The organism is Bacillus mexicanus, from assembly GCF_050445615.1.
GTDB classification, from domain to species: domain Bacteria; phylum Bacillota; class Bacilli; order Bacillales; family Bacillaceae; genus Bacillus; species Bacillus mexicanus.
This window is the reverse complement of sequence record NZ_JBCEYV010000001.1, coordinates 1,169,220-1,195,206: the sequence shown is the minus strand read 5'-3', so window position 1 is coordinate 1,195,206 and position 25,987 is coordinate 1,169,220. Positions and strand designations below refer to the sequence as shown.

The window sequence follows — 25,987 nt, the reverse complement described above, 5'->3', positions numbered from 1 at the left end:
CCTTCTCTCAAAATTATAAAAGTTTTCGCATGAATTGTCACTTTGTGTACAAATTAGGTGTATTGACATGCTCAGGGAGCGAGGGTGGTTGCATGGTATGCCGGCATAATGACGAGCTTGAAGCCTTAGTAAAAGAGGCAAAAAAGGTGACGGACAAAGGGGAGGTAGCCAGCTATATTCCCGCATTGGCAAAAGCCGATAAACACGATCTGTCAGTGGCGATTTATTATTCCAATAATATTTGTCTGTCAGCAGGTGACATAGAAAAGACATTTACGCTTCAAAGTATATCAAAAGTTCTCTCGCTTGCTTTAGTGCTAATGGAATACGGCAAAGAGAGGGTTTTCAGCTATGTTGGACAGGAGCCGACCGGTGATCCGTTTAATTCAATAATCAAGTTGGAAACAGTGAATCCGAGCAAACCGTTAAACCCTATGATCAATGCCGGGGCTTTAGTCGTGACAAGCTTGATTAGAGGGAAAACGGTGAGGGAGCGGCTTGATTATTTACTTTCTTTTATCAGAAGGCTGACAAATAACCAAAACATTACTTATTGCCGGGAGGTGGCTGAATCAGAATACAGCACGTCAATGATTAATCGGGCAATGTGTTATTATATGAAGCAATACGGCATTTTTCAGGATGATGTTGAAGCGGTAATGGATTTATACACGAAGCAGTGCGCGATTGAGATGAACAGTTTGGACTTGGCGAAAATCGGCTCTGTATTTTCGCTGAACGGCAGGCATCCTGAGACTGGGGAGCAAATCATTTCAAAAGATGTCGCAAGAATTTGCAAAACGTTTATGGTGACGTGCGGAATGTATAACGCAAGCGGAGAATTTGCAATTAAGGTCGGAATTCCTGCAAAAAGCGGTGTTTCCGGAGGGATTATGGGCATTTCACCCTACGATTTCGGGATCGGTATTTTTGGCCCGGCATTAGACGAAAAAGGGAATAGTATTGCAGGTGTAAAGCTATTGAAAATAATGTCTGAGATGTACAGGCTGAGTATTTTTTAATTTATGTCATCTGCTTAAATCCTCTTGCATTTTCTGCTGATACCCTTTATGATAAATAGAAGAATTAGGTACTCGCCTGGGGAACGGAGGGATACTTTTGGCTTCAGAGATGATCGTTGACCATCGGCAAAAAGCTTTTGAACTTTTAAAAGTAGACGCTGAGAAGATTTTGAAGCTGATCCGAGTGCAAATGGATAACTTAACGATGCCTCAATGCCCTCTATATGAAGAGGTTTTAGATACTCAAATGTTCGGGCTTTCGAGGGAAATCGATTTTGCTGTCCGCCTGGGATTGGTTGATGAAAAAGACGGTAAAGACCTTTTATACACATTGGAGCGCGAATTGTCTGCTTTGCATGACGCGTTTACAAGTAAATAAATGATCAAACTCAAACTTATTAACAGTTTGGGTTTTTTTATAACCGCTCATTTTCTCTCATTAAAGACGGTCTTTTTTTACACATTCCTTCCGAATCGTATAGAGATACTTCGTCTCGTTTGATAAATTGTAGTAAAATAAAAAAGATCAATACATAGAAACCATAGACAATGGAAGCTAGAAGCAGGGAAGAGGATGTTATGTTAAAAAAAATGCTAAAATCATATGATTACTCACTAATATTCGCAATTGTATTACTATGCGGGTTCGGTTTAGTGATGGTATACAGCTCAAGCATGATTACGGCTGTCTCTCGGTATGGGGTGAGCAGTAATTTTTTCTTTATGCGGCAGTTGTTCGCTTTAATTGCAGGTGGCGCTCTATTTATTTTCATGGCTTTGTTTCCTTATAAGGCACTGGCCCGCCAAAAGTTTCAGAAGGGGATATTGCTTGCTTCTATTCTGGCGCTTATTTGCCTGTTCGTATTCGGGCATGTTGCCGGAAACGCGCAAAGCTGGTTTAAAATTGGTGTATTGAGTATTCAGCCAGGGGAATTTGTGAAATTAGTCGTGATTTTATACCTTGCAGCTGTATACGCCAAAAAACAAAGATATATTGACAATCTTTTGACTGGAGTAGCCCCGCCGGTAGTGATGACGCTTGTGATTTGCGGGTTAATTGCCCTGCAGCCGGATTTTGGTACAGCCATGATTATCGGATTAATCGCGACATGCATGATCTTGTGCTCGGGTTTCAGTGGGAAAACGCTGATGAGGCTGGTTTTGCTTGGCGGCATTGTTTTCATTTTAGTCAGTCCGATTCTCTTTTTAAACCAGGACAAAATTTTAAGTAGCGGACGTATGGCGCGTTTTGAAAGTCTTGAAGACCCATTTAAGTATGCAAATTCATCAGGTTTGCAAGTGGTTAATTCTTATTATGCGATTGGTTCAGGTGGTATTTTCGGTCTGGGACTTGGTGAAAGTATCCAAAAATACGGGTATCTGCCTGAATCACACACTGACTTTATTATGGCTGTTATAGCCGAAGAACTTGGTATCTTTGGGGTATTGTTTGTCATTTTTCTGCTGGGTTTTGTCGTCATAAAAGGGTTTTATATAGCCAGAAAGTGCGAGGACCCGTTTGGAAGTCTTCTAGCGATCGGCATTTCAAGCATGATTGCCATCCAATCATTTATTAACCTTGGCGGTGTCAGCGGATTAATTCCGATCACAGGGGTTACGCTGCCATTTATCAGTTACGGTGGCTCTTCTTTATTACTATTACTGGGCAGTATGGGAATATTAGTGAATATCAGTATGTTTGTGAAATATTCAGAGAATAAGAAAAAGAGAGAGCCCTTGGCGCCGAAGGGAATGAAAAAGAAACAGCATAAAAAATCTGTTTATCTATAAGAAACAGGTGTGTACAGGAAAAAGATATTCCGCTATGATAGATTATATTCCATTCGGGTAAGGGGGAGAAAAGTTTGTCACAGCAATCGATACAAAAAGTATTAGTAGCAAACAGGGGAGAAATTGCAATCCGAATATTCAGAGCATGTACTGAGCTGAATATTCGTACGGTTGCGGTCTATTCAAAAGAAGATTCCGGTTCCTATCATCGGTACAAAGCCGATGAAGCATACCTGGTCGGTGAAGGAAAAAAACCGATTGATGCTTACCTGGATATTGAAGGTATTATTGAAATTGCGAAAAGAAACAAAGTAGATGCCATTCACCCGGGATATGGTTTCTTATCAGAAAATATCCATTTTGCAAGACGGTGTGAAGAAGAAGGCATCGTGTTCATTGGACCAAAATCCGAACATCTAGATATGTTTGGTGACAAGGTAAAAGCACGTGAGCAGGCAGAAAAAGCTGGAATCCCTGTGATTCCCGGAAGCGATGGACCTGCAGAAGCGCTTGAAGCAGTCGAACAATTCGGAAAAGTAAATGGCTATCCGATTATTATTAAAGCTTCACTGGGCGGGGGCGGCCGCGGTATGCGGATTGTCAGGTCTGAAAGTGAAGTCAAAGAAGCATATGAGCGTGCAAAATCCGAGGCGAAAGCAGCCTTTGGCAATGATGAAGTTTATGTGGAAAAATTGATTGAAAATCCGAAGCATATTGAGGTTCAGGTCATTGGAGATAAAGAGGGCAATGTCGTTCACCTTTTTGAGAGGGACTGTTCTGTTCAAAGACGCCACCAAAAAGTCATTGAAGTGGCGCCAAGTGTCTCTCTGTCACCTGAATTAAGAGAACAAATTTGTGAAGCGGCAGTTGCGCTTGCGAAAAATGTAAACTATATAAACGCCGGTACGGTGGAATTCCTTGTTGCAAACAATGAATTCTACTTTATTGAAGTTAACCCTCGGGTCCAAGTTGAACATACGATTACAGAAATGATTACAGGTGTCGATATTGTTCAAACTCAGATTCTTGTTGCGCAAGGGCACAGCCTTCATGGCAAAAAAGTAAATATTCCTGAGCAAAAGGATATTTCTACAATCGGCTACGCGATACAGTCACGAGTGACGACTGAGGACCCCCAAAATGATTTTATGCCTGACACAGGAAAAATTATGGCTTACCGCTCAGGCGGCGGTTTTGGTGTCCGCCTTGATACCGGAAACAGCTTCCAAGGCGCCGTCATTACCCCTTATTATGATTCACTCCTCGTTAAGCTTTCAACTTGGGCTTTAACGTTTGAACAGGCGGCGGCCAAAATGGTTCGCAATCTTCAGGAATTTAGAATCAGAGGCATTAAAACAAACATTCCTTTTCTTGAAAACGTTGCAAAACATGAGAAGTTCCTGACAGGACAATATGATACGTCTTTCATTGATACAACACCTGAATTATTTAATTTCCCTAAACAGAAAGACCGCGGAACGAAAATGCTCACTTACATAGGCAATGTGACAGTGAACGGCTTCCCTGGAATCGGAAAAAAAGATAAACCAGCGTTTGACAAGCCATTAGACGTAAAAGTAGATGCTGCTCAGAAGCCTGCCGGAGGTACAAAGCAAATCCTCGATGAAAAAGGTGCTGAAGGGCTTGCGCAATGGGTGAAGGAACAGAAATCTGTCCTTTTGACTGATACGACATTCAGAGACGCTCACCAATCATTATTAGCGACGAGATTCAGATCGCATGATTTGAAAAAGATCGCGAATCCGACGGCGGCGTTATGGCCTGAGCTGTTTAGTATGGAAATGTGGGGAGGCGCGACCTTTGATGTAGCCTACCGATTCCTGAAAGAAGATCCGTGGAAACGGTTGGAGGATCTTCGCAAGGAAGTGCCGAATACGTTATTCCAGATGTTGCTTCGTTCATCAAACGCGGTCGGCTATACGAATTATCCCGACAATGTGATTAAAGAATTTGTGAAGCAATCCGCTCAGTCCGGGATTGATGTGTTCCGTATTTTCGATAGCTTAAACTGGGTAAAAGGCATGACGTTAGCCATTGATGCTGTTCGGGATACCGGCAAAGTGGCAGAAGCTGCGATTTGTTACACAGGAGATATTCTTGATAAGAATCGCACCAAATATGATCTTGCCTATTATACGTCGATGGCGAAGGAGCTTGAGGCTGCCGGAGCCCATATTCTCGGAATTAAAGATATGGCAGGGCTGTTAAAACCGCAGGCTGCATATGATCTTGTTTCTGCATTGAAAGAAACGATTGATATTCCGGTTCACCTTCATACACATGATACGAGCGGAAACGGTGTTTATATGTATGCAAAAGCCGTTGAAGCTGGTGTTGATATCATAGACGTGGCGGTCAGCTCAATGGCAGGATTGACGTCTCAGCCTAGCGCGAGCGGCTTTTATCATGCGATGGAAGGGAACACCCGCCGCCCGGCAATGAACGTTCAAGACGTTGAATTGTTGTCTCAATATTGGGAGTCAGTTCGTAAATACTATTATGAATTTGAAAGCGGGATGAAGTCTCCGCATACAGAAATTTATGAACATGAAATGCCTGGAGGCCAATACAGTAACCTGCAGCAGCAGGCGAAGGGAGTAGGCCTGGGCGACCGCTGGAATGAAGTGAAAGAAATGTACAGACGCGTTAACGATATGTTCGGCGACATTGTAAAGGTTACACCTTCCTCTAAAGTAGTCGGAGATATGGCGCTTTACATGGTGCAAAACAATTTGACTGAAGAAGACATTTATGAAAAAGGCGAACAATTGGATTTTCCTGATTCTGTTGTGGAGCTTTTCAAAGGAAATATCGGCCAGCCACATGGCGGGTTCCCGGAAAAACTGCAAAAGCTGATCTTAAAAGGACAGAAGCCGATTACGGTCAGACCGGGAGAACTGCTTGAATCGGTATCTTTTGAAGCGATCAAACAGGAATTAAAAGAGCAGCATGACTTGGAGATTTCAGACCAAGATGCTGTAGCGTATGCTCTTTACCCTAAAGTCTTCTCTGATTATGTGAAAACTTCGGAAAGCTATGGAGATATTTCGGTATTAGATACGCCGACATTCTTCTATGGTATGACATTAGGTGAAGAAATAGAAGTGGAAATTGAGCGCGGAAAAACACTGATCGTTAAGCTGATTTCAATCGGTGAGCCGCAGCCTGATGCCACTCGCGTCCTTTATTTTGAACTGAACGGGCAGCCGCGTGAAGTAGTCATTAAAGATGAAAGCATTAAGTCTACCGTTCAGGAAAGATTGAAAGCAGATCGGACAAACCCAAGTCACATCGCGGCCTCAATGCCGGGAACGGTTATTAAGGTATTGACGGAAGCGGGTGCAAAAGTCAATAAAGGTGATCATTTGATGATCAATGAAGCGATGAAAATGGAAACAACGGTTCAGGCACCTTTCTCAGGAACAATCAAACAGGTTCATGTGAAAAATGGCGAACCGATCCAAACGGGTGATCTGCTTCTTGAAATTGATAAAGCCTAATATAAACAAGAGTGTGTATCTTTTGATACACACTCTTGTTTTTTATATTCGATGACAGTTGTATTTGCGTGGTTTAAAAGGGATGTAAGCAGGCCAATATCAGCTCCATGACAAGCCATCTCTTTTTCAAACGAAAACAGGCTTAACTGCTGCCAGTCTTTCAGATGCTTTGCAGTATGATACAGACCATGAATAGTTTATTAAGACATGATGTTTAAAAAATGGAGTGCTGCAAAAGAGCTATTGCCTGCACACTTTTCATTCTGACACGGTCCATATGTTTGATGATACATATAACATTGCTGCGCTCTTATAAGCAGGAAGACGCAAGTACGGAGCGCAGAAAGCTAGGAAACGATAAAAAAAGACCAAAGCGCAGAAAGCTTTGGTCTAGAGTCATTATGGCTGTCTGGATTCATAACGGAAGCGTGCAATCAATAATAAGAAGTAGCATAAAATGCCAAACAGACAGGCAATAAAGAATGAGTGGGCAAGTGCAAAGCCCAGAGCCAGTTCAGTATACACGATCATAATACCGGACAATGCCTGTAATATGATAAAAATAAGGCATGCAATCCAGCCCCAAAAGATCTGTCTTTGATCTTTATATGAAGAAATAGCATGAACAGCTGCAACGATAATCCATATAAACAACAGCAAGGCTGCTGCTCTGTGGCCCATTTGCACCCATTCATGGAATTGAGTCGGTAGTCCATTCTTCACCGGACTGCACAGCGGCACATCAGGACATGCCAGACTTGATTTTGTATGCCTTACATACGCGCCTGTATACACAACGATATAGGAATAAATTAAAATTCCAATCATGTGAAATTGCATTTTTTTGCGGATTTGAAGCGGCTTGACCAGTTTTCTAACTGATTTATCAGCTTCAAATATGAGCAACGTCAAAATGAGCACTGAAGCGAAAGATATCAATGAGATGCCGAAGTGAAGCGCCATAATCAGCGCGTTTGAACCGAATACAACAGCCAGTGCGCCAAGCAATGCCTGTAAAAATAAAAAGATAATAGACATGATCGCGAGAAACGTTGTTTCACGGAAAATAGGTGTAATTTTTCGCCATGACCAAAACGCAAGGCTTAACACAAGGACAATAGAAATTCCGCTTGCGAATCTGTGACTCCATTCAATAATTGAAGCGGGATTTAATTCAGGGAAGAAACGTCCGTGACATAGCGGCCACTGTCTGCCGCAGCCTTGGCCGGAACCTGTTTTTGTAACAAGGGCACCCCCGATTAAAACAATAAGCATGACAAATGTTGTCAGTACACCGAGAGCTTTTAATGCTTTATTCATTATTATCCACCTTCTTAACATACTGCTACAATTTTATATACGTTCCAAGTGTAAGCGAATATGTGTTTTGAGGCAATTCCTAGCGTCTTTTGTTCACAAAAATATAATAGAATGCGCCTTTCTGGAAAATGTATACTTGATTATTTATGCCGGGTCTGATAGAAATAAGGTAAACGCACTGCCGATTTAGCAAATGTCTTCATTTGTGATAAAATTCATAAAAAGTTCACAAATAAATTCCTGTTTGTCGTTTAATATTTAATAGGATGTTTTTTTACAAGATGTTATCTTGTATGATAGAGTAGCAGGTTTTTTTCGCCTGCTTTAGGTTTGTAAGGGAGGTTTACGTTATGGCTAACTCCAGAATCTTAAATGATACAGCTATAGACGGACAAATTGAAGAAACAACAGCATGGAAAGATTTTCTGTCCCTCATTAAAATAGGGATCGTCAATTCTAACCTCATCACGACTTTTACTGGAATGTGGCTTGCACTTCATATTTCCGGTTTGAGTTTTTTAGGCAATATAAACACCGTTCTTCTGACATTAATCGGGTCTTCTCTGATTATTGCTGGTTCCTGTGCGATCAATAACTGGTATGATCGAGATATCGACCATGTCATGGAGCGTACGAAAGTAAGACCGACGGTTACAGGTAAAATTCAGCCGAATCAGGCATTATGGTCTGGAATTTTGCTGGTTGCTTTAGGATTGATCATGCTGCTGATGACAACTGTCATGGCTGCTGTTATTGGTTTTATCGGAGTCTTTACGTATGTTGTATTGTACACAATGTGGACGAAGCGCCGCTATACGATTAACACAGTAGTAGGAAGTGTTTCCGGTGCAGTGCCGCCGCTTATTGGATGGACGGCAGTAGAAGGCCATATCGGTGTCGTAGCATGGGTATTATTCATGATTTTATTTATTTGGCAGATTCCTCACTTCTTAGCATTAGCTATTAAGAAAACAGAGGATTATAGAGCTGCAAATATCCCGATGCTTCCTGTCGTATATGGATTTGAAGTGACAAAAAGACAAATTATTGTGTGGGTTGCATGCCTGATGCCGCTTCCATTTTTCCTTGGAAGCCTTGGTCTTCCGATTGTCATCCTCGGTGTGCTGTTAAATATCGGCTGGCTGATTCTCGGTTTAATGGGCTTCCGCTCCAAAAATATCATGAAGTGGGCAACGCAGATGTTCGTTTACTCGCTCAACTACATGACAATCTATTTTGTTGCCATGGTAGTCTTAACTCTTTTCTAAAAAATAGATATGTTGTATGTTTTATTGCTTCAAAATAAACGATGACAACTAGTAAATGCCGCCTTGACCTCTTGTTTAATCAGGCGGCTTTACTTTTATACATAGATGGCATTTTGAGTAAAAAAAATCATAATTTAAGAGAAGTGGAAATGTAAGTGCTTTATTTTGGGTAGGCTGGATTGCGATAGATTTCAAGTCTGCTTTCCGCCTTTGTATTGACAAAAAAGGGGTTGGGTGAAATGGTAAAGCATTGGCGTCTTATTTTATTACTAGCCGTAGTGCCGCTTCTATTAAGCGGATGTGGAAAACCTTTTTTATCCACGCTCAAGCCTGCTGGCGAGGTGGCTGATAAGCAGTATCATCTGACAGTGCTCAGCACATTGATTATGGTGATCGTTGTTGCAGTAGTATCTGTTATCTTCTTTTATGTGATTGTGAGATTCAGAAGATCACGGATCGGTGAGAACACGATACCGAAACAGGTAGAGGGGAATAAATTTTTAGAAATTACATGGACTGTGATACCGATTCTGCTGCTCATTATTCTTGTGATCCCTGTTGTATTATATACCCTTGAGCTGGCAGATACATCACCAATGGATAAGAAAAGCCGCAAAGCTGAGGATGCGCTTGTAGTCAATGTCCGGGCAAATTTATATTGGTGGGAGTTTGAATATCCTGATTACGGCATTATCACAAGTCAGGAGCTGATTGTGCCGACAGACCAGCGTGTATATTTTAATCTAAAAGCTTCAGATGTAAAACATTCCTTCTGGATTCCTTCAGTTGGAGGAAAACTTGATACGAATACCGATAACGAAAATAAGTTTTTCTTGACATTTGATTCAAAAAGAAGCAAAGAGGCAGGAGATATGTTTTTTGGGAAGTGTGCAGAGCTTTGCGGCCCGTCACACGCGCTGATGGATTTTAAGGTGAAGACGATGTCTGCAAAGGATTTTCAGGGCTGGACAAAAGAAATGAAAAGCTATAAGTCCACAGCTGAGAGTGATCTGGCTAAGCAGGGCGAGGAACTGTTTAAAGAGAAAAACTGCCTGAGCTGCCATGCGGTAGAGCCGAATGATAAGCGTGCTGAAGCAGCAAGAACAGCCCCTAATTTGGCGACATTTGGCGAAAGGGCAAAAGTGGCAGGAGTGAAAGACGCCAACGAAGAAAATGTGAAAGCTTGGATGAAAGATCCTGAGAGCATAAAACCGGGCAACAAAATGACAGGAACTTATCCGAAGCTCTCAGACAGTGAAACAGATGCGCTTTATGAATACTTAAAAGGCTTAAAAACGGAAAGCAAGTAGGGAAGAAAGGGAGATATTGGGGGAGGTCACATATGTTGAATGCGCTTACAGAAAAGCGGACGCGCGGATCTATACTTTGGGATTATTTGACGACGGTGGACCATAAAAAAATTGCAATTCTTTACTTGATCGCCGGAGGATTCTTCTTTCTTGTCGGCGGAATCGAAGCGATGTTTATCAGAATTCAGCTTGCACAGCCGGAAAATGTGTTTCTCAGTGCTCAAGCGTACAATGAAGTAATGACAATGCACGGGACGACAATGATTTTTCTGGCTGCGATGCCGCTTTTATTTGCCTTGATGAATGCGGTTGTGCCTTTACAGATTGGCGCCAGAGACGTTTCGTTTCCATTTTTAAACGCGCTCGGTTTTTGGCTCTTCTTTTTTGGGGGTATTTTCTTAAATCTAAGCTGGTTTTTAGGCGGAGCGCCAGACGCAGGATGGACGGCATACGCCTCACTTTCGCTTCATTCTGCCGGGCACGGCATAGACTTTTTCGTCCTGGGACTGCAAATATCCGGGCTTGGGACGCTGATAGCCGGGATTAACTTTTTAGCCACGATTATCAATATGAGGGCCCCTGGCATGACGTATATGAGGCTGCCTCTGTTTACATGGACGACATTTGTGTCTTCTGCTTTGATTTTATTTGCGTTTCCGCCGCTTACGGCCGGATTGGCTCTCATGATGCTCGATCGGCTGTTCGGCACCAATTTCTTTAATCCGGAGCTTGGCGGAAATACGGTTATTTGGGAGCATTTATTTTGGATTTTTGGCCATCCGGAGGTTTATATCTTAATTTTACCTGCATTCGGTATTTTTTCAGAGGTCATCCCTGTGTTTGCCAGAAAACGTTTGTTTGGATATTCATCAATGGTTTTCGCGATTGTTCTCATTGGGTTTCTGGGCTTTATGGTTTGGGTGCATCACATGTTTACGACTGGTCTCGGCCCGATTGCAAATGCGATCTTTGCGGTTGCTACAATGGCTATCGCGATACCGACAGGAATTAAAATTTTTAACTGGCTTTTGACGATTTGGGGAGGGAATGTGAAGTATACGACCGCTATGCTGTATGCTGTCTCCTTTATTCCTTCCTTTGTGCTCGGCGGTGTGACGGGAGTCATGCTGGCAGCGGCTGCGGCTGATTATCAGTTTCATGATACGTATTTTGTGGTGGCACATTTCCACTATGTCATTATTGGCGGTGTGGTATTTGGCCTTTTAGCCGGTGTTCATTTCTGGTGGCCGAAAATGTTCGGTAAAATGTTGCATGAAACGATGGGGAAAATTTCATTTGTTTTGTTTTTTATCGGTTTTCATCTCACGTTTTTCATTCAGCATTTTGTCGGTTTAATGGGAATGCCGCGCCGGGTTTATACCTTTTTGCCAGGGCAGGGTCTTGAGACCGGAAACTTGATCAGTACGATCGGGGCGTTTTTTATGGCAGCAGCAGTTATTCTTCTGCTGGTCAATGTCATTTGGACATCGGTAAAAGGCGAATATGCAGGAGCTGATCCATGGCAGGACGGACGTACGCTTGAATGGACTGTTTCTTCACCGCCGCCTGAGTATAACTTTAAACAGCTTCCTTTTGTCAGAGGGCTTGACCCGTTCTGGATCGAGAAGCAGGCGGGACACAAATCAATGACGCCGGCTGAACCGGTTGATGATATTCATATGCCGAACGGCTCAATCCTGCCGCTTGTCATTTCCTTCGGTCTTTTTGTCGCAGCGTTCGGGCTGCTGTACAGAAGCGATTACGCTTGGGGCCTGCCAGTGATCTTTATCGGACTCGGCATTACTTTTATTACGATGCTGCTTCGTTCAGTCATTGATGATCACGGCTATCATATTCATAAAGAGGAACTGCCGAACGATGATAAAGGGGTGAAGGCATAATGCAAACGCAAGAAAAATTCACCGCGGAAACCTTTCCAGCTTCTCCTGAAAAAGTAACACTGGAAGGAAAAAATAAATTTTTAGGGTTCTGGCTTTTTCTTGGGGGAGAGACAGTTTTGTTTGCGTCTCTCTTCGCAACATTTCTCGCACTCCGGAATTCAAACGCCGGTGATCCGCCTACAACGGAAATGTTTGATGTAACACTTGTGTTTATCGCCACAATGCTATTATTAACGAGCAGTTTAACGAGTGTGTACGCGATGTACCACATGAAGAACTTTTCTTTCGGCAAAATGCAGCTTTGGCTTGGAATGACAATCTTATTGGGGGCCGGCTTTTTAGGATTGGAAATCTATGAGTTTAAGCATTACACTCATGAGTATGGTTTTACGATCACAAGCTCTGCGCTCGGTTCCGCGTTTTACACGCTTGTCGGTACACACGGCGCTCACGTGGCATTTGGGCTGATGTGGATCAGCGCACTGATGATTCGCAATGCCAAAAGGGGCTTGAATCTGTATACGGCGCCTAAGTTTTATGTTGCCAGTCTTTATTGGCACTTTATTGATGTCGTGTGGGTCTTCATCTTTACCGTTGTATATTTAATGGGGATGGTGGGATAAACATGGTCGGTAAAAAAAGCAAAGAGCCTATCAACAGCGATCTTGAATTCAAGAAAAAGAAGCATGCTCAGGAGATGAAATATCAGGTTCTGTCTTTTGGGTTAATGATCGGTCTTACGATTGTTGCATTTCTGACAGTGGCAGCAGACGGTGTAGGCAGCTGGTTTACGATTCCTTTCATTATTTTGCTTGCTGCAGTTCAAGTCATCTTCCAGCTGTATTATTTCATGCATATGAATCAAAAAGGGCATGAAGCGCCGGCACTGTTTTTATATTCAGGAATGTTTGTCGCATTCATCACTGTGCTTGCGTTTGTCACAATAATATGGTGGTAATTTGAACAGCCGCCGGAGGTGAAGAAATGAATCAGTTAGATGTGTTTGGGTTTCGCGCGATGTGGAGCCCTTATCTTTTTTGTATCCTGTTAGGCATTACGGTGCTTTATGTTTATTTTTATAGGCGAATGCGCTCAAAACCAAATCGGATAACAGGTAAAGAGATGGCGTGCTTTCTTTCGGCAATGCTGTTTTTATATGCAGCCGAGGGAAGTCCGGTTGATCTGCTCGGACATATTATGTTCAGCGCGCATATGGTGCAGATGGCTGTTTTGTATTTGGTCGTCCCGCCGCTGTTGATTGCGGGAATTCCTGCATGGCTTTGGGAGAAAATCATTTTCAGGCCTGCCATTAAACCGTTTTTTATATTTTTTACGACCCCTTTAATTGCTTTGCTTTTGTTCAACGGCATTTTTTCTATGTATCATGTTCCGCTTATTTTTGATACTGTCAAAACAGATTTGCTTTCTCATACATTAATGACTTGGCTCATCTTTGTGCTTGCGTTTTTCATGTGGTGGCCGCTTGTTCATAAGGTAGAGCGGCTTCGGCAGCTCAGCGGCTTGATGAAGCTGGGTTATATTATGGCAGACGGTATGCTGCTTACGCCTGCTTGCGCGCTGATTATGTTCAGCGGCGCGCCTTTATATGCCACCTATACAGATCCGACAATATGGGCAGAGGCCATGAAGCTTTGTGTGCCCGCGGATATGATGGGACAGGTTCCATTAACAGGACCGGAGATGTTAAATACTTTGCCTTTGTTAGAGGATCAGCAGCTCGGAGCAGTTATGATGAAAATTATTCAGGAAATTGTGTATGGTACTTTTTTGGCGATTGTTTTTTTTCAATGGGTAAAGAAAGAGAGAGAAAAGGACGGGCAGGAGGAGCCGCCGTATATTCAGCAAACGATATCATAAAAGGTACAGCGAAGATGCTGTACCTTTTTATTTTTATTACATTTGAACGGTTTTTAATAAGTCAGATATGTCTTGAATCAATGCCTTGCTTTTTGTCACAACCTGTACGGGAAACGCTTCCGTTTCTCCATATTCTACGCCGTGCGGGTAGTAATGCTTTCCTAAGAGAGGGGACATTAATTGAATCACGGCTCGGCCGCTTCCGATATCACCTTCTGTGGCAATACCCTGTATTCGCAGATAAAACGTACCCTCAACCGTCGAAAACTTCTTATCATAGGTGACTCTTTCGTAATCCCATTGACCTGCCCTGACGAGGCCTTTGCTTTCCATCAAGTCATCCAGCCAACTGAGCTCAGCCTTTACCCCTTCAAGTCCGCTTTCATTAAACTTCAATACCAACCCCTCCTTATAAAAATGATCTTTCCTGACAATCATAGTATGAAAGCGTTAAACTTTCAATGAATCTTCTTCTTTTGAAAGTATGCAAAAATGAAATAATGACGACAATAGCACTAGGCTAAAGGAGGTTATACGGATGACAAAAATAAAGGAACTAATGACAGCCAGCTTGCAATATTGTACGGTATTAGATAATGTATATGAAGCTGCAGTAAAGATGAAAGACGCGAATGTAGGTGCAATTCCTGTAGTTGATAAGGATGGAGAAACACTGGTCGGCATTGTGACTGACCGTGATCTCGTGCTAAGAGGAATCGCCATGAAAAAACCAAACTCGCAAAAAATCACTGATGCGATGACCGAAAAACCTGTCAGTGTAGAGGAAGACGCATCAGTTGATGAGGTTCTTCATTTGATGGCATCCCATCAGCTCAGAAGGATACCTGTTACAAAAAACAAAAAGCTGATTGGTATTGTCACGCTGGGTGATCTTTCATTATCTGAGCAAACGGATGAACGTGCCGGCAGCGCCTTATCGGAAATTTCCGAGGGGGATAATAGAGAAGAAGGCTTTTTTCATTAACACATAAATCTTTGACATGTGAAATAGGCTGTATTGTAATGAGGTGTAAGTCAAGACTTTGTGATTCACCACGGGGGTGATAGATTGAAAAATATATTGAGAGCAATGGTAATCCTCTTGATTATTGCCGGAACTTATGTTCTGTTTATTCAATATGGATCTGTTCCTGAAAAAAAATCAAATGACAGCGAACCTCAGGTGTCGAATGAGGAAGCGCAAAGCGGCAAACGAATACATATGCCGACTTCAGGATTGTTGTCCTTTATGGGCAAGTCTGCTGATGATGTAACGAAAAAGCTGGGGAAACCTGAACGCATTGACCCGTCAGCTTATGATTACGATTGGTGGATTTACAATCAAGGAAAAGACCAATATATCCAAATCGGGGTATTAAACAACAAAGTGGTTACATTATTTGCGGCTGGGAATGATATCAACGCAAAACCTTTCAAAATTGGTGAATCTATCGGAGAAGTATTCAAGACGACTCAGGTGGCACCGTTTGTAAATGTGGAATATAAAGGAAATTCCTACCGGTTTGAGTTTTCTGAAGAGGACATCAATACGAGACCGACTGTTAAGGTAGGAAAGATGTATGTACAGCTGTATATGGACAAATTTGAAGGGAAGCTATCCAGCATAAGGGCGTTTGATGCGCAAACTTTTGTCAAGCAGAGGCCTTATGAGGTTGTATATCGCGGTGAATTAATGAAGCCGGAAGCTGTTTCAGATGAGAAGTGGGAAAAAATCCAAACAACGAGCGAAAAGCAAATACTTGATTTGACGAATGTCATTCGCGTTAAATACGGGCTTGCGAAGCTTGAGTGGGATCAGCCAACAGCGGAGGTAGCATTTGGACATAGCGAGGATATGAAGGAAAATAATTATTTTTCCCATGTCTCTAAAACATATGGCACCCTGAAAGACCGCTTAGAAGATGGGCATGTTGACTTTCAGCAAGCGGGAGAAAATATTGCATACAATTATGTCGATGGTCCGGCTGTCGTAGAAGGCTGGCTGAACAGCGAAGGCCATCGAAAGGCGCTTCTGAATTCAGATTATACACATCTCGGTGTTGGGGTAGACCGAAAATATTACACACAAAATTTTATTAAGCGATGGTAACGAAAAGCCGCGGACAAATGGTTCCTCGGCTTTTTTTATTTTCATAAAAGTATAGGAGATGAATACACATGCTGATCGTAATAGAGGGATGTGAATTCCCAATCTTTCAATAAGGCGGCTATAGAGAAGTATGAGGCAAGCTAAACATATTTATGCAGGAACGAATATAGGCGAACACAAGGCCTGACAAAACGATACATTGTAGTAGGTAACGATTTTCGGAGGGGGTGAGGATTGTGGCGAAGCAATCTGCCGAGCATTCAATTAATGACTTTAAACAATTCGTTAAAAAGCATCCCAAGCTGATAAAAGAAGTGCGCAAAGAACAAAGAAGCTGGCAGGACGTCTATGAAAATTGGGTCCTTTTCGGGGAGAGCGATCCGATTTGGGATCCATATCGGGAATCGAAAGAAGTTGTGGAAACTGTGCCAGAGCCATCGGAAAAAAATGATTTTGTTTCGAAAATGGTCACAGCGGTGAAAAAGATGGATGCCAATCAAATGAACGAACAAATCAATAAAATGAGCCAGTCGATTTCATCTTTGCAAAGTCTTCTTCATACATTTTCCGGAAGTGGCCAGAAGCAATCTCAGCCAGGTTCTGGACAGCAGCCTTTTTCTTTTCGAAAGGATTAAAAAAGGGGAGCTCGTATGCGCAAAGAGGTTCAGGAATTTATTTCAGCAAACGAAGAACGAAAACGATTTATCAGAGAACAGCCGATATGGTACCGCAGACTCTCGAGAAAACCGGATGATCTGTCTACCTTTCAGCTTGAGATGATGAATTTTTATGAAAAAACCATCCCGCACCGGGTGAACCAATTTACAAATGGGATTCAAATGGCGCAGATGATGATGCAAATGTTTCAAACGATGCGGACAAAAGATTAAAAGACCCTCTCCTCGGGTCTTTTTTTATCCTATAAACACACGGAGATTATTTTCGGACGTCGGGGTTAAGCATTTTCCAATTGGCTGGTTTCGTGGTAAACTAACAACTGGAGGTGCATGTTATGTATGCTACGATAGAATCCGTGCGGCTTCAAAGCGAAGCTCAGCAGCTTGCCGAGATGATTCTGCAGTCGGAGACGGCTGAGAACTACCGCAATTGTTACAAGCGTCTCCAGGAAGATGAAGAGGCAGGGCGGATTATTCGTTCTTTTATCAAAATAAAAGAGCAGTATGAGGATGTACAGCGTTTTGGCAAATATCATCCTGACTATAGAGAAATATCCCGGAAAATGAGGGAGATCAAGCGGGAGCTGGACCTGAACGATAAGGTGGCTGACTTCAAGAGAGCTGAAAATGAGCTCCAGTCTATTTTAGATGAGGTTAGCGTCGAGATTGGGACGGCTGTTTCAGCGCATGTTAAAGTTCCGACTGGGAACCCTTATTTTGACGGTTTGTCTTCATGCGGAGGCGGCTGCGGTTCAGGCGGAAGCTGCGGATGCAAAGTATCCTGACGAGACTGGCCGTCTCGTCTTTTACATATAAGAGAGATCAGGCAGGTGATTGTATTGGAGAATAAACGCCAGGGCATGGTTGTGTATCTGCATTCCTTAAAGCAAAGCAAAATGCTGAGGAAATTCGGAAATGTGCACTATGTATCAAAACGCTTGAAATATGTCGTGCTGTATTGTGATATGGAGCAAATTGAAAAAACAATGGACAAGATTGCGTCTTACTCTTTTGTGAAAAAAGTAGTGCCTTCTTATAAACCGTTTTTAAAATTGGAATTCGAGTCAAAGCTGGATAAAGCAAAAGAATACGATTATAAAATCGGCATATAGCTGTATAAAAAAATCCCCGCAGACTTCTGCGGGGTCCTTCTATTCCTTAACATGTTAAGGAGAAGGCAAAGGGAGAGGAGAAACCGGAGGAAGAACTTATGGGGAAACGTAAGTCTTCTCCGCGGTTGGCAACAACATCCTCTAGATGCTGTTGCTTATAGTATGGACAAGGATTATTCTGCCTATACACCCGTTTATTAAGAATAGTGTTCATTGTTTGAAAGAATGCTTTGTGTTAAGATAGGATTGATTTTTTTCTATGTACATAGCGGCGCTTGTCCGCCATAAAACAAAATAGCTTTTAGAAAAAGTGGTGTGGAACATGAGAGTAATTTCTGGATCAAAAAAAGGCCGTTCACTAAAGGCTGTGCCGGGAACATCAACAAGACCGACAACCGACAAAGTGAAGGAATCCATTTTCAATATGATTGGCCCTTATTTTGACGGGGGCAGAGGCCTTGACTTATTCGCAGGAAGCGGAGGTCTTGGAATTGAAGCGCTTTCACGCGGGTTTGAGCATTGTATATTTGTTGACCGCGATTTCAAAGCGATTCAAACAGTAAAGTCAAATTTAAAAACGCTGGAGCTTACAAAACATGCACAAGTATACCGCAATGATGCGGAGCGGGCTTTACACGCCGCTGCAAAAAGAGAAAATGGCTTCCGCGGAATTTTTCTTGACCCGCCGTATAAGGAACAAAAGCTGAAAGCCCTTTTAACGATAATTGATGAATATCAAATGCTGGAAGAAGGCGGCTTTATCGTTGCTGAACATGACAGAGAGGTCGAGCTTCCCGAAAGCGTAGGAGATCTTGAGATAACAAGAAAAGAAACCTACGGGCTTACTGGTGTCGCGATCTATAAAAAGAGGGGGTAGTGATGTGGCGAGTATAGCTGTCTGTCCCGGCAGTTTTGACCCGGTGACCTATGGGCATCTGGACATCATCAGACGCGGGGCGCATATTTTTGAACAAGTGTATGTATGTGTGCTGAATAACTCTTCAAAAAAGCCTTTGTTCAGTGTTGAAGAGCGGTGTGAGCTTCTGAGAGAAGTAACAAAAGACATTCCGAACATCACAGTTGAAACGTCACAAGGGCTGTTAATTGATTATGCAAAAAGTAAACATGCGAAAGCGATTTTAAGAGGCTTGAGAGCGGTATCTGATTTTGAATACGAGATGCAGGGGACATCTGTAAACCGTGTGCTTGACGAATCCATTGAGACGTTTTTTATGATGACAAACAACCAATATTCATTTTTAAGCTCAAGCATCGTAAAAGAAGTGGCAAAATACAATGGGGCGGTATCAGAGTTTGTGCCGCCGGAAGTAGAGCTGGCGCTTCAGCGAAAATTCAGACAAGGATGAGGGTTTTTGACTCATCCTTTTTTTGTGCCGTTTGTCAGTCTGTAAGAAAAAATGATAATGTACGTAAACAGCGCGCATAATGTGACAGCAGGCCCACTCTGCACGAGCAAATTCCAGCCGTTGATAAAAGCAGTTGGCATTTCACTGTCATGAAGAGACTTGAATACATACTGATACGGAGCATGCCATGATGTGTAAAGCGGCTTCCATAAAAGCATGACGAAGACGGCGGCATAAACACCCTGCAGCAAACGTGCGATAAAGAATGGTTTGAATCTGATATCGGTTTCCGATAAAATACCTGCCACTTGAGCTTGCACAGAAAAACCGCTAAACCCGAGAATGAAGCTGACGACAATGGCTTTTTGTAGAAGGGAAACATCTGTCTCGCTGACAAGCTTGCTTCCTAATGTAATTTCAAACATTCCGGATAAAAGAGGAATGTCCAATTTTGCCGGAAGCTGAAACAAGGCCAGCACGCCTTTTGTGAAAACAGACAGAATATCAGTCAGCTGCACGACAGATAACAGCCGGTTAAAGACAGAAAATAAAATAATAAAGCCGCCAACCATAAGAAGCGTTTGAACAGAAGACGTTACAGCGTCGCCTAAAATTTTGCCAAGAGGCCGTTTTTCCGCAAGCCTTGCTGTATGCAGAGCGTGTAAAGCATCTTTGACCGAAGGGAAAGGTATAGTTTTCTTTCTTCTGAGATATTGCTCCTCCTTACGGCCATAAGAGCGCATCGTTAAACCGACAGCCAGATTCCCTAAATAGTGTGCGGAAGCCAATAAAATGCCTAATGACGCGTTTTGAAAGAAACCGACAGCAACAGCGCCGAAAATAAAGAGCGGGTTTGAAGAATTGGTAAACGACGCCAGCCGTTCTGCTTCTACTCTTGAAATCTGTTTTTCCTGGCGCAGACGGGCGGTAAGTTTTGCTCCCGCCGGGTTGCCAGAAGCCATTCCCATAGCAAGAACGAAGCCGCCGACACCGGGTACGCGAAAGATCGGCCGCATAAAAGGCTCAAGCAAAACACCGACAAACCGCACGATGCCAAAACCGATGAGAAGTTCAGACAAAATGAAAAATGGGAGCAATGACGGAAACACAACCTCCCACCACATAGAAAGCCCGGTTTTAGAGGCTTCGAATGAGGCCTGCGGATGTGAGATGACAGTCGCTGTTAAAAAAAGAAAAAATGAAGCAATCAAAAGTGTATGAATCTTCGACAAGTTCATTCTTACCTCCCCGATGCTAAAAATGCCCAATGATATGTATATCATGGTAAAATAATGTATGACACGAAACGGCCAAGCAGTACCTGTCCTCTTGATTCTTTGTACTAATATACGAGCATAGGGGTTCAGTTTAGACCATAGAATTCGGTATACAGAGAATTCAGGCAGGAGGTTAACATGTTGGCCAAACCTAAAATCGGGTTAGCATTAGGATCTGGAGGGGCCAGAGGCCTCGCTCATCTCGGTGTGCTTTCCAGTTTACATAAGCACCAAATTGAAGTTGATATGATTGCGGGGAGCAGCATGGGCGCTTTGGTGGGCAGTTTCTATGCCGCCGGCCAGGACGTGGAAACGATGAAAAAGGTGGCCAAAGCCTTTAAACGGAGGTTTTATGCTGATTATACCGTGCCTAGACTTGGGTTTCTAAAAGGTGACCGCGTCAGGCAGCTTGTATATGCTTATACTTTCGGAAAACCGATCGAAGAGCTCCAAATCCCGCTGGCTATTGTGGCGTGTGATTTACAGACAGGAGAAAAGATTGTGTTCCGCGAAGGGTCTGTGTCAGATGCGGTGCGGGCCAGCATCAGCATTCCGGGTATCTTTATTCCGCAGAGGCTGGATGGCCGTCTTCTTGTAGACGGTGCTGTCGTCGACCGAATCCCGGTTTCTGTTGTAAAAGACATGGGGGCTGATATCATCATCGCCTCGGACGTCTCCAGAGTTCGAAAAACCGAAACGGCGGCGCATATTTTTGATGTGATTATGCAAAGTATGGATATACTGCAAAATGAATTGGTGCGACATCAAACGATCGCTGCAGATATCATGATTCGCCCTTCTCTTGAAACATACAGCTCCAGTTCGTTTGCCAATATTGAAGCCATGATATCAGCAGGCGAGGAGGCAACAAACCGAATGATCACTAAGTTAAGAAAAGAAATAGAGAATTGGGAGGGCTCATAATTTGCTACGTAAAAAACATTTTAGCTGGATGCTTGTCATCCTCATTCTGATTGCCGTTTTATCATTTATAAAACTTCCATACTATATTACAAAACCGGGAGAAGCGACAGAGCTTGCTCCGCTGATAAAAGTGGAGGGAGGCTATCCGGAAACAGGGAGTCTTTCCTTAATGACTGTCAAAGTGGGGCCGGCTAACCCATTTACATATGTGTGGGCAAAGATGCACCCTTATTATGAAATTGTTCCTGATGAAAGCATCAAGGCAGAAGGTGAATCTGATAAGGAGTATATGAAAAGGCAGCTCCAAATGATGAAAAGCTCGCAAGAAAACGCGGTGATAGCTGCCTATCAAACGGCAGGAAAAAAAGTCAGCTATTCCTTTAATGGCATATACGCAAGCTCGGTTGTTAAAAACATGCCTGCAAAAGGGAAAATAGAAGTTGGTGATAAAATCATCAGCGCAGACGGAAAAATCTATCAGTCTGCTGAAAAGCTGATTGATTATATCAGCAGCAAAAAAGCAGGAGACAAAGTCACATTAAAAATCGAAAGAGAAGAAAAGGAAAAACGCGTCACCCTTACGTTAAAACAATTTCCTGATGAGCCAGATCGGGCAGGAATCGGAGTTTCGCTCTATACGGACAGAAACGTCAAAGTGAAACCTGATATCGATTTTGAAATCGAAAATATCGGCGGCCCGTCAGCAGGGTTAATGATGTCTCTTGAAATCTATAATCAGCTGACAAAACCGGACGAAACAAAAGGATACGATATTGCGGGAACAGGAACGATTGATGTTGACGGAAAAGTAGGCCCGATCGGCGGCATTGATCAAAAAGTCGTTGCTGCAGACAAAGCCGGAAAAGACATTTTCTTCGCGCCGAATCAAAATGGCGCCAGCAATTCCGATTATCAAAACGCAGTAAAAACAGCAAAAGATATTGATTCAGATATGAAGATTGTGCCTGTTGATACAGTGCAGGATGCGATCGGTTATTTGAATAAGCTGAAAGCGAAAAGCACCTGATCCTCAGGTGCTTCTGCTATCTGTTCAAAAAACATTGTTCATCCTCGTCATATCGAAGCGGTGCGTGTCCGTACTCCTGCAGGTCAAATTCAGTTCTCAGCGGTTCTTTTATCGGCAGGCTGTAGATTCTGCTCGCTTTTATATCCATATCGAGAGCTGGATGAGAGAAAGAGGACAATTTGCTGACAAGCGGAACGGACATCGCTTTTTTCTTTTTCGATAAATAAGCCTGACCCTTTTTCGTCATGCCAAGAAGCCTGATATACGGCACCTCTTCGTCTTTTAGCAGCTTGTGCACATCTTGTTTTTTCGTTCTGGTTAAAATGTGTGTGTTCATTCGTTGCAGTCTTGTCCACGTATAACGTTTCGTTTTCAGCAGCTCCATAAATTCCTGATAGGAGCTGCTGTTTCTGATTGAACGGAGAATTCTGTGCTCTAAGCCTTCCTCCACTTCGTATATTTCCTGTAATTCCTGTGAAGTTACAGTTGAAAGGCTGTATTTCAGGTAAGAAAAATAGCTTTCATTCGTATGCCACAGTCCGAAGGATTTACGGTAATGTGCTAATTCGCGTGCAGATGCAGCAGGAAGAAAACGAAGGCAGGCTTCAAGTTCCTGTTCAATCATGGCCTTTCTGATGCTTGTGGCGCTTGCAATATGGTTTTCATCTTTAGGAAGGGCGGCATCATGATAGTCCGAGGAGATGCGCGCCGCAGTATAAGGTTTGATCGGATATCCTCGGGAAAGAATGGAAGTCACATAATGGTATCCCAGAATATTATTTGGTTTTGACAAATCAAGTGCGCTTTCGGTATGTAAAATGGAGCTGAAGGCGATAGCTGACGCGGCCGGATAACTGGCACCTTTTTTAAGTTCTTCTTTCAGGCGCTGATCAAATGTATGTTTATGCTTATCAATAAGTTTTGCCGTTTCTAAAAACGGCTTAATATCACCATTTTCACTCCCGAAAAACAACGCCTCGCAGCCAAGCTTATTCAGGATAGAAACACTGCCGTGTGCAAAAATCTCCGCTTTTTGCACCGCATACAAATATGGCAGCTCAATGACAAGATCGACTCCGCTTTGCAGTGCCATTTTTGTTCGGGCCCATTTTGATACGACAGCCGGTTCGCCGCGCTGTAAAAAATGTCCGCTCATAACCGCGACAGCCGTGTCGCATCCGGTTTGCCGCTTTGCTGTTTGGGCATGATAAAGATGACCGTTATGAAAGGGGTTATATTCAACCACCAATCCGACTGCTTTCATATTTTTTCCGCCTTTCTTGCTATGTTTAAAAACGTATGGTACATTTGCAAATGAAAACTCTTACGTCATATTTTTATTTTAAGTGTATGCATCGTATATTCGGCTGTCAATGATGCTTGGATGGCAGCATTATGCTGTAAAGAAAAAATATTGACAAAAACAATCTAAAAAGCTATAATCATGTTTGTTGCTTTCATGAGGTGATACAAATGAAATGGACGATTTATCAGCTGCATCAAATGTCGAAACAAAGTTTTGAGTTTGATGAAACAGTTGAGTTAAATGAGCTGACAAAGCTGAATTCTGACATTCGCAGTATTTCTCCCGTTCGGGTGAAGGGCAGAGCGGATATCGAATCCAAACAGGTTTCGTTTGATTTTACGATATCAGGCGAAATGATTTTGCCATGCTCAAGAACTCTCGTTGATGTTCCGTATCCATTTGAAATTTCAACAAAAGAACTGTTTATATTTCATCAGACGGATGATATAGAAGATGATGACGTTCACATCGTTGAGGACGATACTATCGACTTGACTCCGATCGTGAAAGAAGAAATTCTTTTAGAAATCCCTATGCAAATCTTTTGTGAATCTGAACAAAAAAAAGGAGCTGCTCCTCAAGAAGGAAAGGACTGGCAAGTCATTTCAGAGGAAGACAAGAAGAATCAAGTTGATCCGAGACTTGCAGCCCTCGAAAAGCTCTTAAAACAAGATGATGAATCTTAACTCTTTAAGGAGGTGGGAATAATGGCTGTACCTTTTAGAAGAACTTCTAAAATGAAAAAAAGATTGCGCCGTACACATTTCAAACTTAATGTACCTGGTATGACAGAATGTCCGTCATGCGGAGAGATGAAATTGTCTCACCGTGTATGCAAAGCATGCGGATCATACAACGGCAAAGACATAAATGTAAAAAGTAACTAATAAGAAAAGCGCAGGGTGAAAACCCTGCGCTTTTTCTTTTTCTCTCCCTGTCAGCTTGCGGAAATTTTGTGAGTGCAAATAGTCTATCTAATCTATTACCGGCATATGTATGAGATAAATAAGCTGACATGGAGGGGGATTGAATTTGACCATTACAAGACAAGATGCTTGGACTCAGGATGAGGATTTGCTGCTGGCAGAAGTGGTGCTTCGCCATATTCGAGAGGGGGGGACACAGCTTTCCGCCTTTGAGGAGGTTGGAAGAGCGCTGACCAGAACCGCGGCAGCCTGTGGTTTCAGATGGAACTCCTATGTGAGAAAACAATATCAGTCAGGCATAGAACTTGCGAAAAAACAGAGAAAAGAACTAAGGAAGCAAATTGGCGTTCATTCGGTCAATATGCCGAATTCCGTGAAGCAGGCTGCCGGGGCAGCGTCGGAAGGAAAACGAGATCTGTCCATTCAGGATGTGATCCAATTTCTCGAACAATTCAAAGAAACACCGTCTGCACAAGAATTTCAGCTCGAAAGGGAAAGGTTGAAGGAGCGAATCGAAGCGCTGCAAAAAGAGCTAGAGGATTTACGGAGCGAAAATCAAACATTGAGGAACCAGCTAGAGATGACAGAAGAGGATTACAAGGCACTGATCGATATTATGGATCGGGCTAGAAAAATGGTTGTTTCAAAAGAAGACGGAAGAATGAAAAAAGCGGCTCAAGAAACGTAAGACGCCTGAAATGAACCGGCCCTAGAGTGAAAATAGGCCGGTTGTTTTTATTTCTATGCAGACTCTCCCGGCGTCATTTCGTGATCCATATCAGGATGCCAGGTGAGCGGGTTTTCCCCTTTATCCCGCGCCGCATCATACTTAACAGTTTCAAAGTTCATTTTATTCCAAAACTCCGCTGATTTCATTCGCGGATTTGTCCGAATCGGCATTTTGAAAGATTTTGCGAATTCAACCAAGGCTCTCCCATATCCCCGGTTCTGGTAGCCTGGAAGAACTTCAAGCTTCCGCAGCTCCAAATAATCCTGACGGTTGTCGAAATATGGGTTTGATTTGCCATTAACCTGATATAGGCTCATTCGTGCTACAAGTTTATCCCCAAAATAAATCCCGTAAAAAGGCGAGGTGCTGTCATTTTCGATCATATTATCCTGGAGATCCTCAAGCATTGAAAGCTCCTGAATGCCGTATTCTTTGAATTCCTTGAATTCTTCCAGCGTTTTATAGTTGATGAGCAGACGTTCAACCTTTACCAAATCAATCTCCCCCTTTGCTGTTTCTA

The 25,987-nt window shown here is 42.8% G+C and carries 28 protein-coding genes and 1 pseudogene; 23 read left to right on the top strand and 6 right to left on the bottom strand.

The window, feature by feature from the left end; translation table 11 throughout:
• Window positions 1-92: 92 nt before the first annotated feature.
• The 4 genes from glsA to pyc all read left to right on the top strand — a co-directional run bounded on the left by glsA (window position 93) and on the right by pyc (window position 6,334).
• On the top strand, window positions 93-1,022 hold the full coding sequence (gene glsA / locus AAGG74_RS06285) for a glutaminase A (protein WP_162101468.1): 930 nt from the start codon (window positions 93-95) through the stop codon (window positions 1,020-1,022).
• 97 nt (window positions 1,023-1,119) lie between these two features.
• Entirely contained in the window at window positions 1,120-1,401 is a 282-nt protein-coding gene (locus tag AAGG74_RS06280; RefSeq protein WP_014663853.1) for an Fpa/YlaN family protein, read from the top strand.
• Window positions 1,402-1,601: 200 nt separating this feature from the next.
• On the top strand, window positions 1,602-2,813 hold the full coding sequence (locus tag AAGG74_RS06275; protein WP_162101469.1) for an FtsW/RodA/SpoVE family cell cycle protein: 1,212 nt from the start codon (window positions 1,602-1,604) through the stop codon (window positions 2,811-2,813).
• Window positions 2,814-2,887: 74 nt separating this feature from the next.
• Complete coding sequence (pyc, locus tag AAGG74_RS06270; RefSeq protein ID WP_429674820.1) at window positions 2,888-6,334, top strand: pyruvate carboxylase; 3,447 nt, start codon at window positions 2,888-2,890, stop codon at window positions 6,332-6,334.
• Between the two features lie 399 nt (window positions 6,335-6,733).
• Here pyc and ctaA read toward each other — a convergent pair whose 3' ends face one another.
• Window positions 6,734-7,654, bottom strand: coding sequence for a heme A synthase CtaA (ctaA, locus tag AAGG74_RS06265; RefSeq protein WP_162101471.1), 921 nt, complete (start codon window positions 7,652-7,654; stop codon window positions 6,734-6,736).
• Between the two features lie 350 nt (window positions 7,655-8,004).
• Here ctaA and cyoE point away from each other — a divergent pair, with 350 nt between their 5' ends.
• The 6 genes from cyoE (at window position 8,005) to ctaG (ending at window position 14,011) form a co-directional block, all read left to right on the top strand.
• A complete protein-coding gene (gene cyoE, locus AAGG74_RS06260) occupies window positions 8,005-8,922 on the top strand; it encodes a heme o synthase (RefSeq protein ID WP_162101472.1) in 918 nt (305 codons plus the stop codon).
• A 239-nt stretch (window positions 8,923-9,161) separates the two neighbouring features.
• Entirely contained in the window at window positions 9,162-10,232 is a 1,071-nt protein-coding gene (coxB, locus tag AAGG74_RS06255; protein ID WP_162101473.1) for a cytochrome c oxidase subunit II, read from the top strand.
• A gap of 32 nt (window positions 10,233-10,264) precedes the next feature.
• Window positions 10,265-12,133, top strand: coding sequence for a cytochrome c oxidase subunit I (ctaD, locus tag AAGG74_RS06250; protein WP_429674819.1), 1,869 nt, complete (start codon window positions 10,265-10,267; stop codon window positions 12,131-12,133).
• Entirely contained in the window at window positions 12,133-12,756 is a 624-nt protein-coding gene (gene ctaE, locus AAGG74_RS06245) for a cytochrome c oxidase subunit III (RefSeq protein WP_162101475.1), read from the top strand. The genes ctaD and ctaE overlap by 1 nt, the downstream gene beginning before the upstream one ends.
• Before the next feature lie 2 nt (window positions 12,757-12,758).
• The gene (gene ctaF, locus AAGG74_RS06240) at window positions 12,759-13,091 is read left to right on the top strand and encodes a cytochrome c oxidase subunit IVB (RefSeq protein WP_162101476.1); all 333 of its coding nucleotides are present in this window, start codon (window positions 12,759-12,761) and stop codon (window positions 13,089-13,091) included.
• Between the two features lie 26 nt (window positions 13,092-13,117).
• Complete coding sequence (gene ctaG, locus AAGG74_RS06235) at window positions 13,118-14,011, top strand: cytochrome c oxidase assembly factor CtaG (protein ID WP_162101477.1); 894 nt, start codon at window positions 13,118-13,120, stop codon at window positions 14,009-14,011.
• 36 nt (window positions 14,012-14,047) lie between these two features.
• Here ctaG and AAGG74_RS06230 read toward each other — a convergent pair whose 3' ends face one another.
• Entirely contained in the window at window positions 14,048-14,449 is a 402-nt protein-coding gene (locus AAGG74_RS06230) for a YugN family protein (protein ID WP_429674818.1), read from the bottom strand.
• A gap of 100 nt (window positions 14,450-14,549) precedes the next feature.
• Between AAGG74_RS06230 and AAGG74_RS06225 the strand changes: the two genes are divergently transcribed.
• The 8 genes from AAGG74_RS06225 to coaD all read left to right on the top strand — a co-directional run bounded on the left by AAGG74_RS06225 (window position 14,550) and on the right by coaD (window position 19,277).
• On the top strand, window positions 14,550-14,996 hold the full coding sequence (locus tag AAGG74_RS06225; protein WP_162101479.1) for a CBS domain-containing protein: 447 nt from the start codon (window positions 14,550-14,552) through the stop codon (window positions 14,994-14,996).
• A gap of 84 nt (window positions 14,997-15,080) precedes the next feature.
• Window positions 15,081-16,121: a CAP domain-containing protein gene (locus AAGG74_RS06220; RefSeq protein WP_429674817.1), complete on the top strand. Its 1,041-nt coding sequence runs from the start codon at window positions 15,081-15,083 to the stop codon at window positions 16,119-16,121.
• A gap of 236 nt (window positions 16,122-16,357) precedes the next feature.
• A complete protein-coding gene (gene ylbD, locus AAGG74_RS06215) occupies window positions 16,358-16,756 on the top strand; it encodes a YlbD family protein (protein WP_429674816.1) in 399 nt (132 codons plus the stop codon).
• A gap of 15 nt (window positions 16,757-16,771) precedes the next feature.
• A complete protein-coding gene (locus AAGG74_RS06210) occupies window positions 16,772-17,011 on the top strand; it encodes a YlbE-like family protein (protein WP_429674815.1) in 240 nt (79 codons plus the stop codon).
• Between the two features lie 122 nt (window positions 17,012-17,133).
• Window positions 17,134-17,583, top strand: a complete 450-nt coding sequence (gene ricF, locus AAGG74_RS06205; RefSeq protein WP_162101483.1) for a regulatory iron-sulfur-containing complex subunit RicF — start codon at window positions 17,134-17,136, stop codon at window positions 17,581-17,583.
• Window positions 17,584-17,637: 54 nt separating this feature from the next.
• Window positions 17,638-17,910 (top strand): YlbG family protein, encoded by a 273-nt coding sequence (locus AAGG74_RS06200; RefSeq protein ID WP_162101484.1) that lies wholly within the window; start codon window positions 17,638-17,640, stop codon window positions 17,908-17,910.
• Between the two features lie 322 nt (window positions 17,911-18,232).
• On the top strand, window positions 18,233-18,787 hold the full coding sequence (gene rsmD, locus AAGG74_RS06195) for a 16S rRNA (guanine(966)-N(2))-methyltransferase RsmD (RefSeq protein ID WP_429674814.1): 555 nt from the start codon (window positions 18,233-18,235) through the stop codon (window positions 18,785-18,787).
• A 4-nt stretch (window positions 18,788-18,791) separates the two neighbouring features.
• Window positions 18,792-19,277 (top strand): pantetheine-phosphate adenylyltransferase, encoded by a 486-nt coding sequence (coaD, locus tag AAGG74_RS06190; RefSeq protein ID WP_162101486.1) that lies wholly within the window; start codon window positions 18,792-18,794, stop codon window positions 19,275-19,277.
• A gap of 11 nt (window positions 19,278-19,288) precedes the next feature.
• On the opposite strand, the gene spoVV is transcribed toward coaD, so the two are convergent.
• Entirely contained in the window at window positions 19,289-20,515 is a 1,227-nt protein-coding gene (gene spoVV / locus AAGG74_RS06185; RefSeq protein WP_429674813.1) for a dipicolinic acid transporter SpoVV, read from the bottom strand.
• Window positions 20,516-20,695: 180 nt separating this feature from the next.
• Between spoVV and AAGG74_RS06180 the strand changes: the two genes are divergently transcribed.
• Complete coding sequence (locus tag AAGG74_RS06180) at window positions 20,696-21,478, top strand: patatin family protein (RefSeq protein WP_162101488.1); 783 nt, start codon at window positions 20,696-20,698, stop codon at window positions 21,476-21,478.
• Between the two features lies 1 nt (window position 21,479).
• Window positions 21,480-22,505: a protease DdcP gene (gene ddcP / locus AAGG74_RS06175; RefSeq protein WP_429674812.1), complete on the top strand. Its 1,026-nt coding sequence runs from the start codon at window positions 21,480-21,482 to the stop codon at window positions 22,503-22,505.
• 16 nt (window positions 22,506-22,521) lie between these two features.
• On the opposite strand, the gene AAGG74_RS06170 is transcribed toward ddcP, so the two are convergent.
• Window positions 22,522-23,769 carry a nucleotidyltransferase gene (locus tag AAGG74_RS06170; protein WP_429674811.1) on the bottom strand — a complete coding sequence of 416 codons (1,248 nt, stop codon included), beginning with the start codon at window positions 23,767-23,769 and terminating at the stop codon, window positions 22,522-22,524.
• Window positions 23,766-23,933: pseudogene (locus AAGG74_RS06165) on the bottom strand (hypothetical protein). Before AAGG74_RS06165 ends, AAGG74_RS06170 begins: the two are co-directional and overlap by 4 nt.
• A 45-nt stretch (window positions 23,934-23,978) precedes the next feature.
• Here AAGG74_RS06165 and AAGG74_RS06160 point away from each other — a divergent pair.
• The 3 genes from AAGG74_RS06160 to gerR all read left to right on the top strand — a co-directional run bounded on the left by AAGG74_RS06160 (window position 23,979) and on the right by gerR (window position 25,425).
• Window positions 23,979-24,497, top strand: a complete 519-nt coding sequence (locus tag AAGG74_RS06160; protein WP_162101491.1) for a YceD family protein — start codon at window positions 23,979-23,981, stop codon at window positions 24,495-24,497.
• 21 nt (window positions 24,498-24,518) lie between these two features.
• Window positions 24,519-24,698 (top strand): 50S ribosomal protein L32, encoded by a 180-nt coding sequence (rpmF, locus tag AAGG74_RS06155; RefSeq protein ID WP_003154457.1) that lies wholly within the window; start codon window positions 24,519-24,521, stop codon window positions 24,696-24,698.
• Between the two features lie 145 nt (window positions 24,699-24,843).
• Window positions 24,844-25,425, top strand: a complete 582-nt coding sequence (gerR, locus tag AAGG74_RS06150) for a sporulation-specific transcriptional regulator GerR (protein WP_429674810.1) — start codon at window positions 24,844-24,846, stop codon at window positions 25,423-25,425.
• 53 nt (window positions 25,426-25,478) lie between these two features.
• Here gerR and AAGG74_RS06145 read toward each other — a convergent pair whose 3' ends face one another.
• A complete protein-coding gene (locus AAGG74_RS06145; protein WP_429674809.1) occupies window positions 25,479-25,961 on the bottom strand; it encodes an N-acetyltransferase in 483 nt (160 codons plus the stop codon).
• Window positions 25,962-25,987: the final 26 nt, after the last annotated feature.

Bases quoted from the DNA above. Each gene is read 5' to 3' on its own strand.
- AAGG74_RS06160 (WP_162101491.1), top strand. From the start codon at position 23,979: ATGAAATGGACGATTTATCAGCTGCATCAAATGTCGAAACAAAGTTTT.
- rsmD (WP_429674814.1), top strand. From the start codon at position 18,233: ATGAGAGTAATTTCTGGATCAAAAAAAGGCCGTTCACTAAAGGCTGTG.
- ctaA (WP_162101471.1), bottom strand. From the start codon at position 7,654: ATGAATAAAGCATTAAAAGCTCTCGGTGTACTGACAACATTTGTCATG.
- AAGG74_RS06275 (WP_162101469.1), top strand. From the start codon at position 1,602: ATGTTAAAAAAAATGCTAAAATCATATGATTACTCACTAATATTCGCA.
- ctaG (WP_162101477.1), top strand. From the start codon at position 13,118: ATGAATCAGTTAGATGTGTTTGGGTTTCGCGCGATGTGGAGCCCTTAT.
- AAGG74_RS06210 (WP_429674815.1), top strand. From the start codon at position 16,772: ATGCGCAAAGAGGTTCAGGAATTTATTTCAGCAAACGAAGAACGAAAA.
- AAGG74_RS06170 (WP_429674811.1), bottom strand. From the start codon at position 23,769: ATGAAAGCAGTCGGATTGGTGGTTGAATATAACCCCTTTCATAACGGT.
- cyoE (WP_162101472.1), top strand. From the start codon at position 8,005: ATGGCTAACTCCAGAATCTTAAATGATACAGCTATAGACGGACAAATT.
- AAGG74_RS06225 (WP_162101479.1), top strand. From the start codon at position 14,550: ATGACAAAAATAAAGGAACTAATGACAGCCAGCTTGCAATATTGTACG.
- AAGG74_RS06230 (WP_429674818.1), bottom strand. From the start codon at position 14,449: ATGATTGTCAGGAAAGATCATTTTTATAAGGAGGGGTTGGTATTGAAG.
- ctaF (WP_162101476.1), top strand. From the start codon at position 12,759: ATGGTCGGTAAAAAAAGCAAAGAGCCTATCAACAGCGATCTTGAATTC.
- glsA (WP_162101468.1), top strand. From the start codon at position 93: ATGGTATGCCGGCATAATGACGAGCTTGAAGCCTTAGTAAAAGAGGCA.
- ricF (WP_162101483.1), top strand. From the start codon at position 17,134: ATGTATGCTACGATAGAATCCGTGCGGCTTCAAAGCGAAGCTCAGCAG.
- spoVV (WP_429674813.1), bottom strand. From the start codon at position 20,515: ATGAACTTGTCGAAGATTCATACACTTTTGATTGCTTCATTTTTTCTT.
- rpmF (WP_003154457.1), top strand. From the start codon at position 24,519: ATGGCTGTACCTTTTAGAAGAACTTCTAAAATGAAAAAAAGATTGCGC.
- ctaE (WP_162101475.1), top strand. From the start codon at position 12,133: ATGCAAACGCAAGAAAAATTCACCGCGGAAACCTTTCCAGCTTCTCCT.
- coxB (WP_162101473.1), top strand. From the start codon at position 9,162: ATGGTAAAGCATTGGCGTCTTATTTTATTACTAGCCGTAGTGCCGCTT.
- ctaD (WP_429674819.1), top strand. From the start codon at position 10,265: ATGTTGAATGCGCTTACAGAAAAGCGGACGCGCGGATCTATACTTTGG.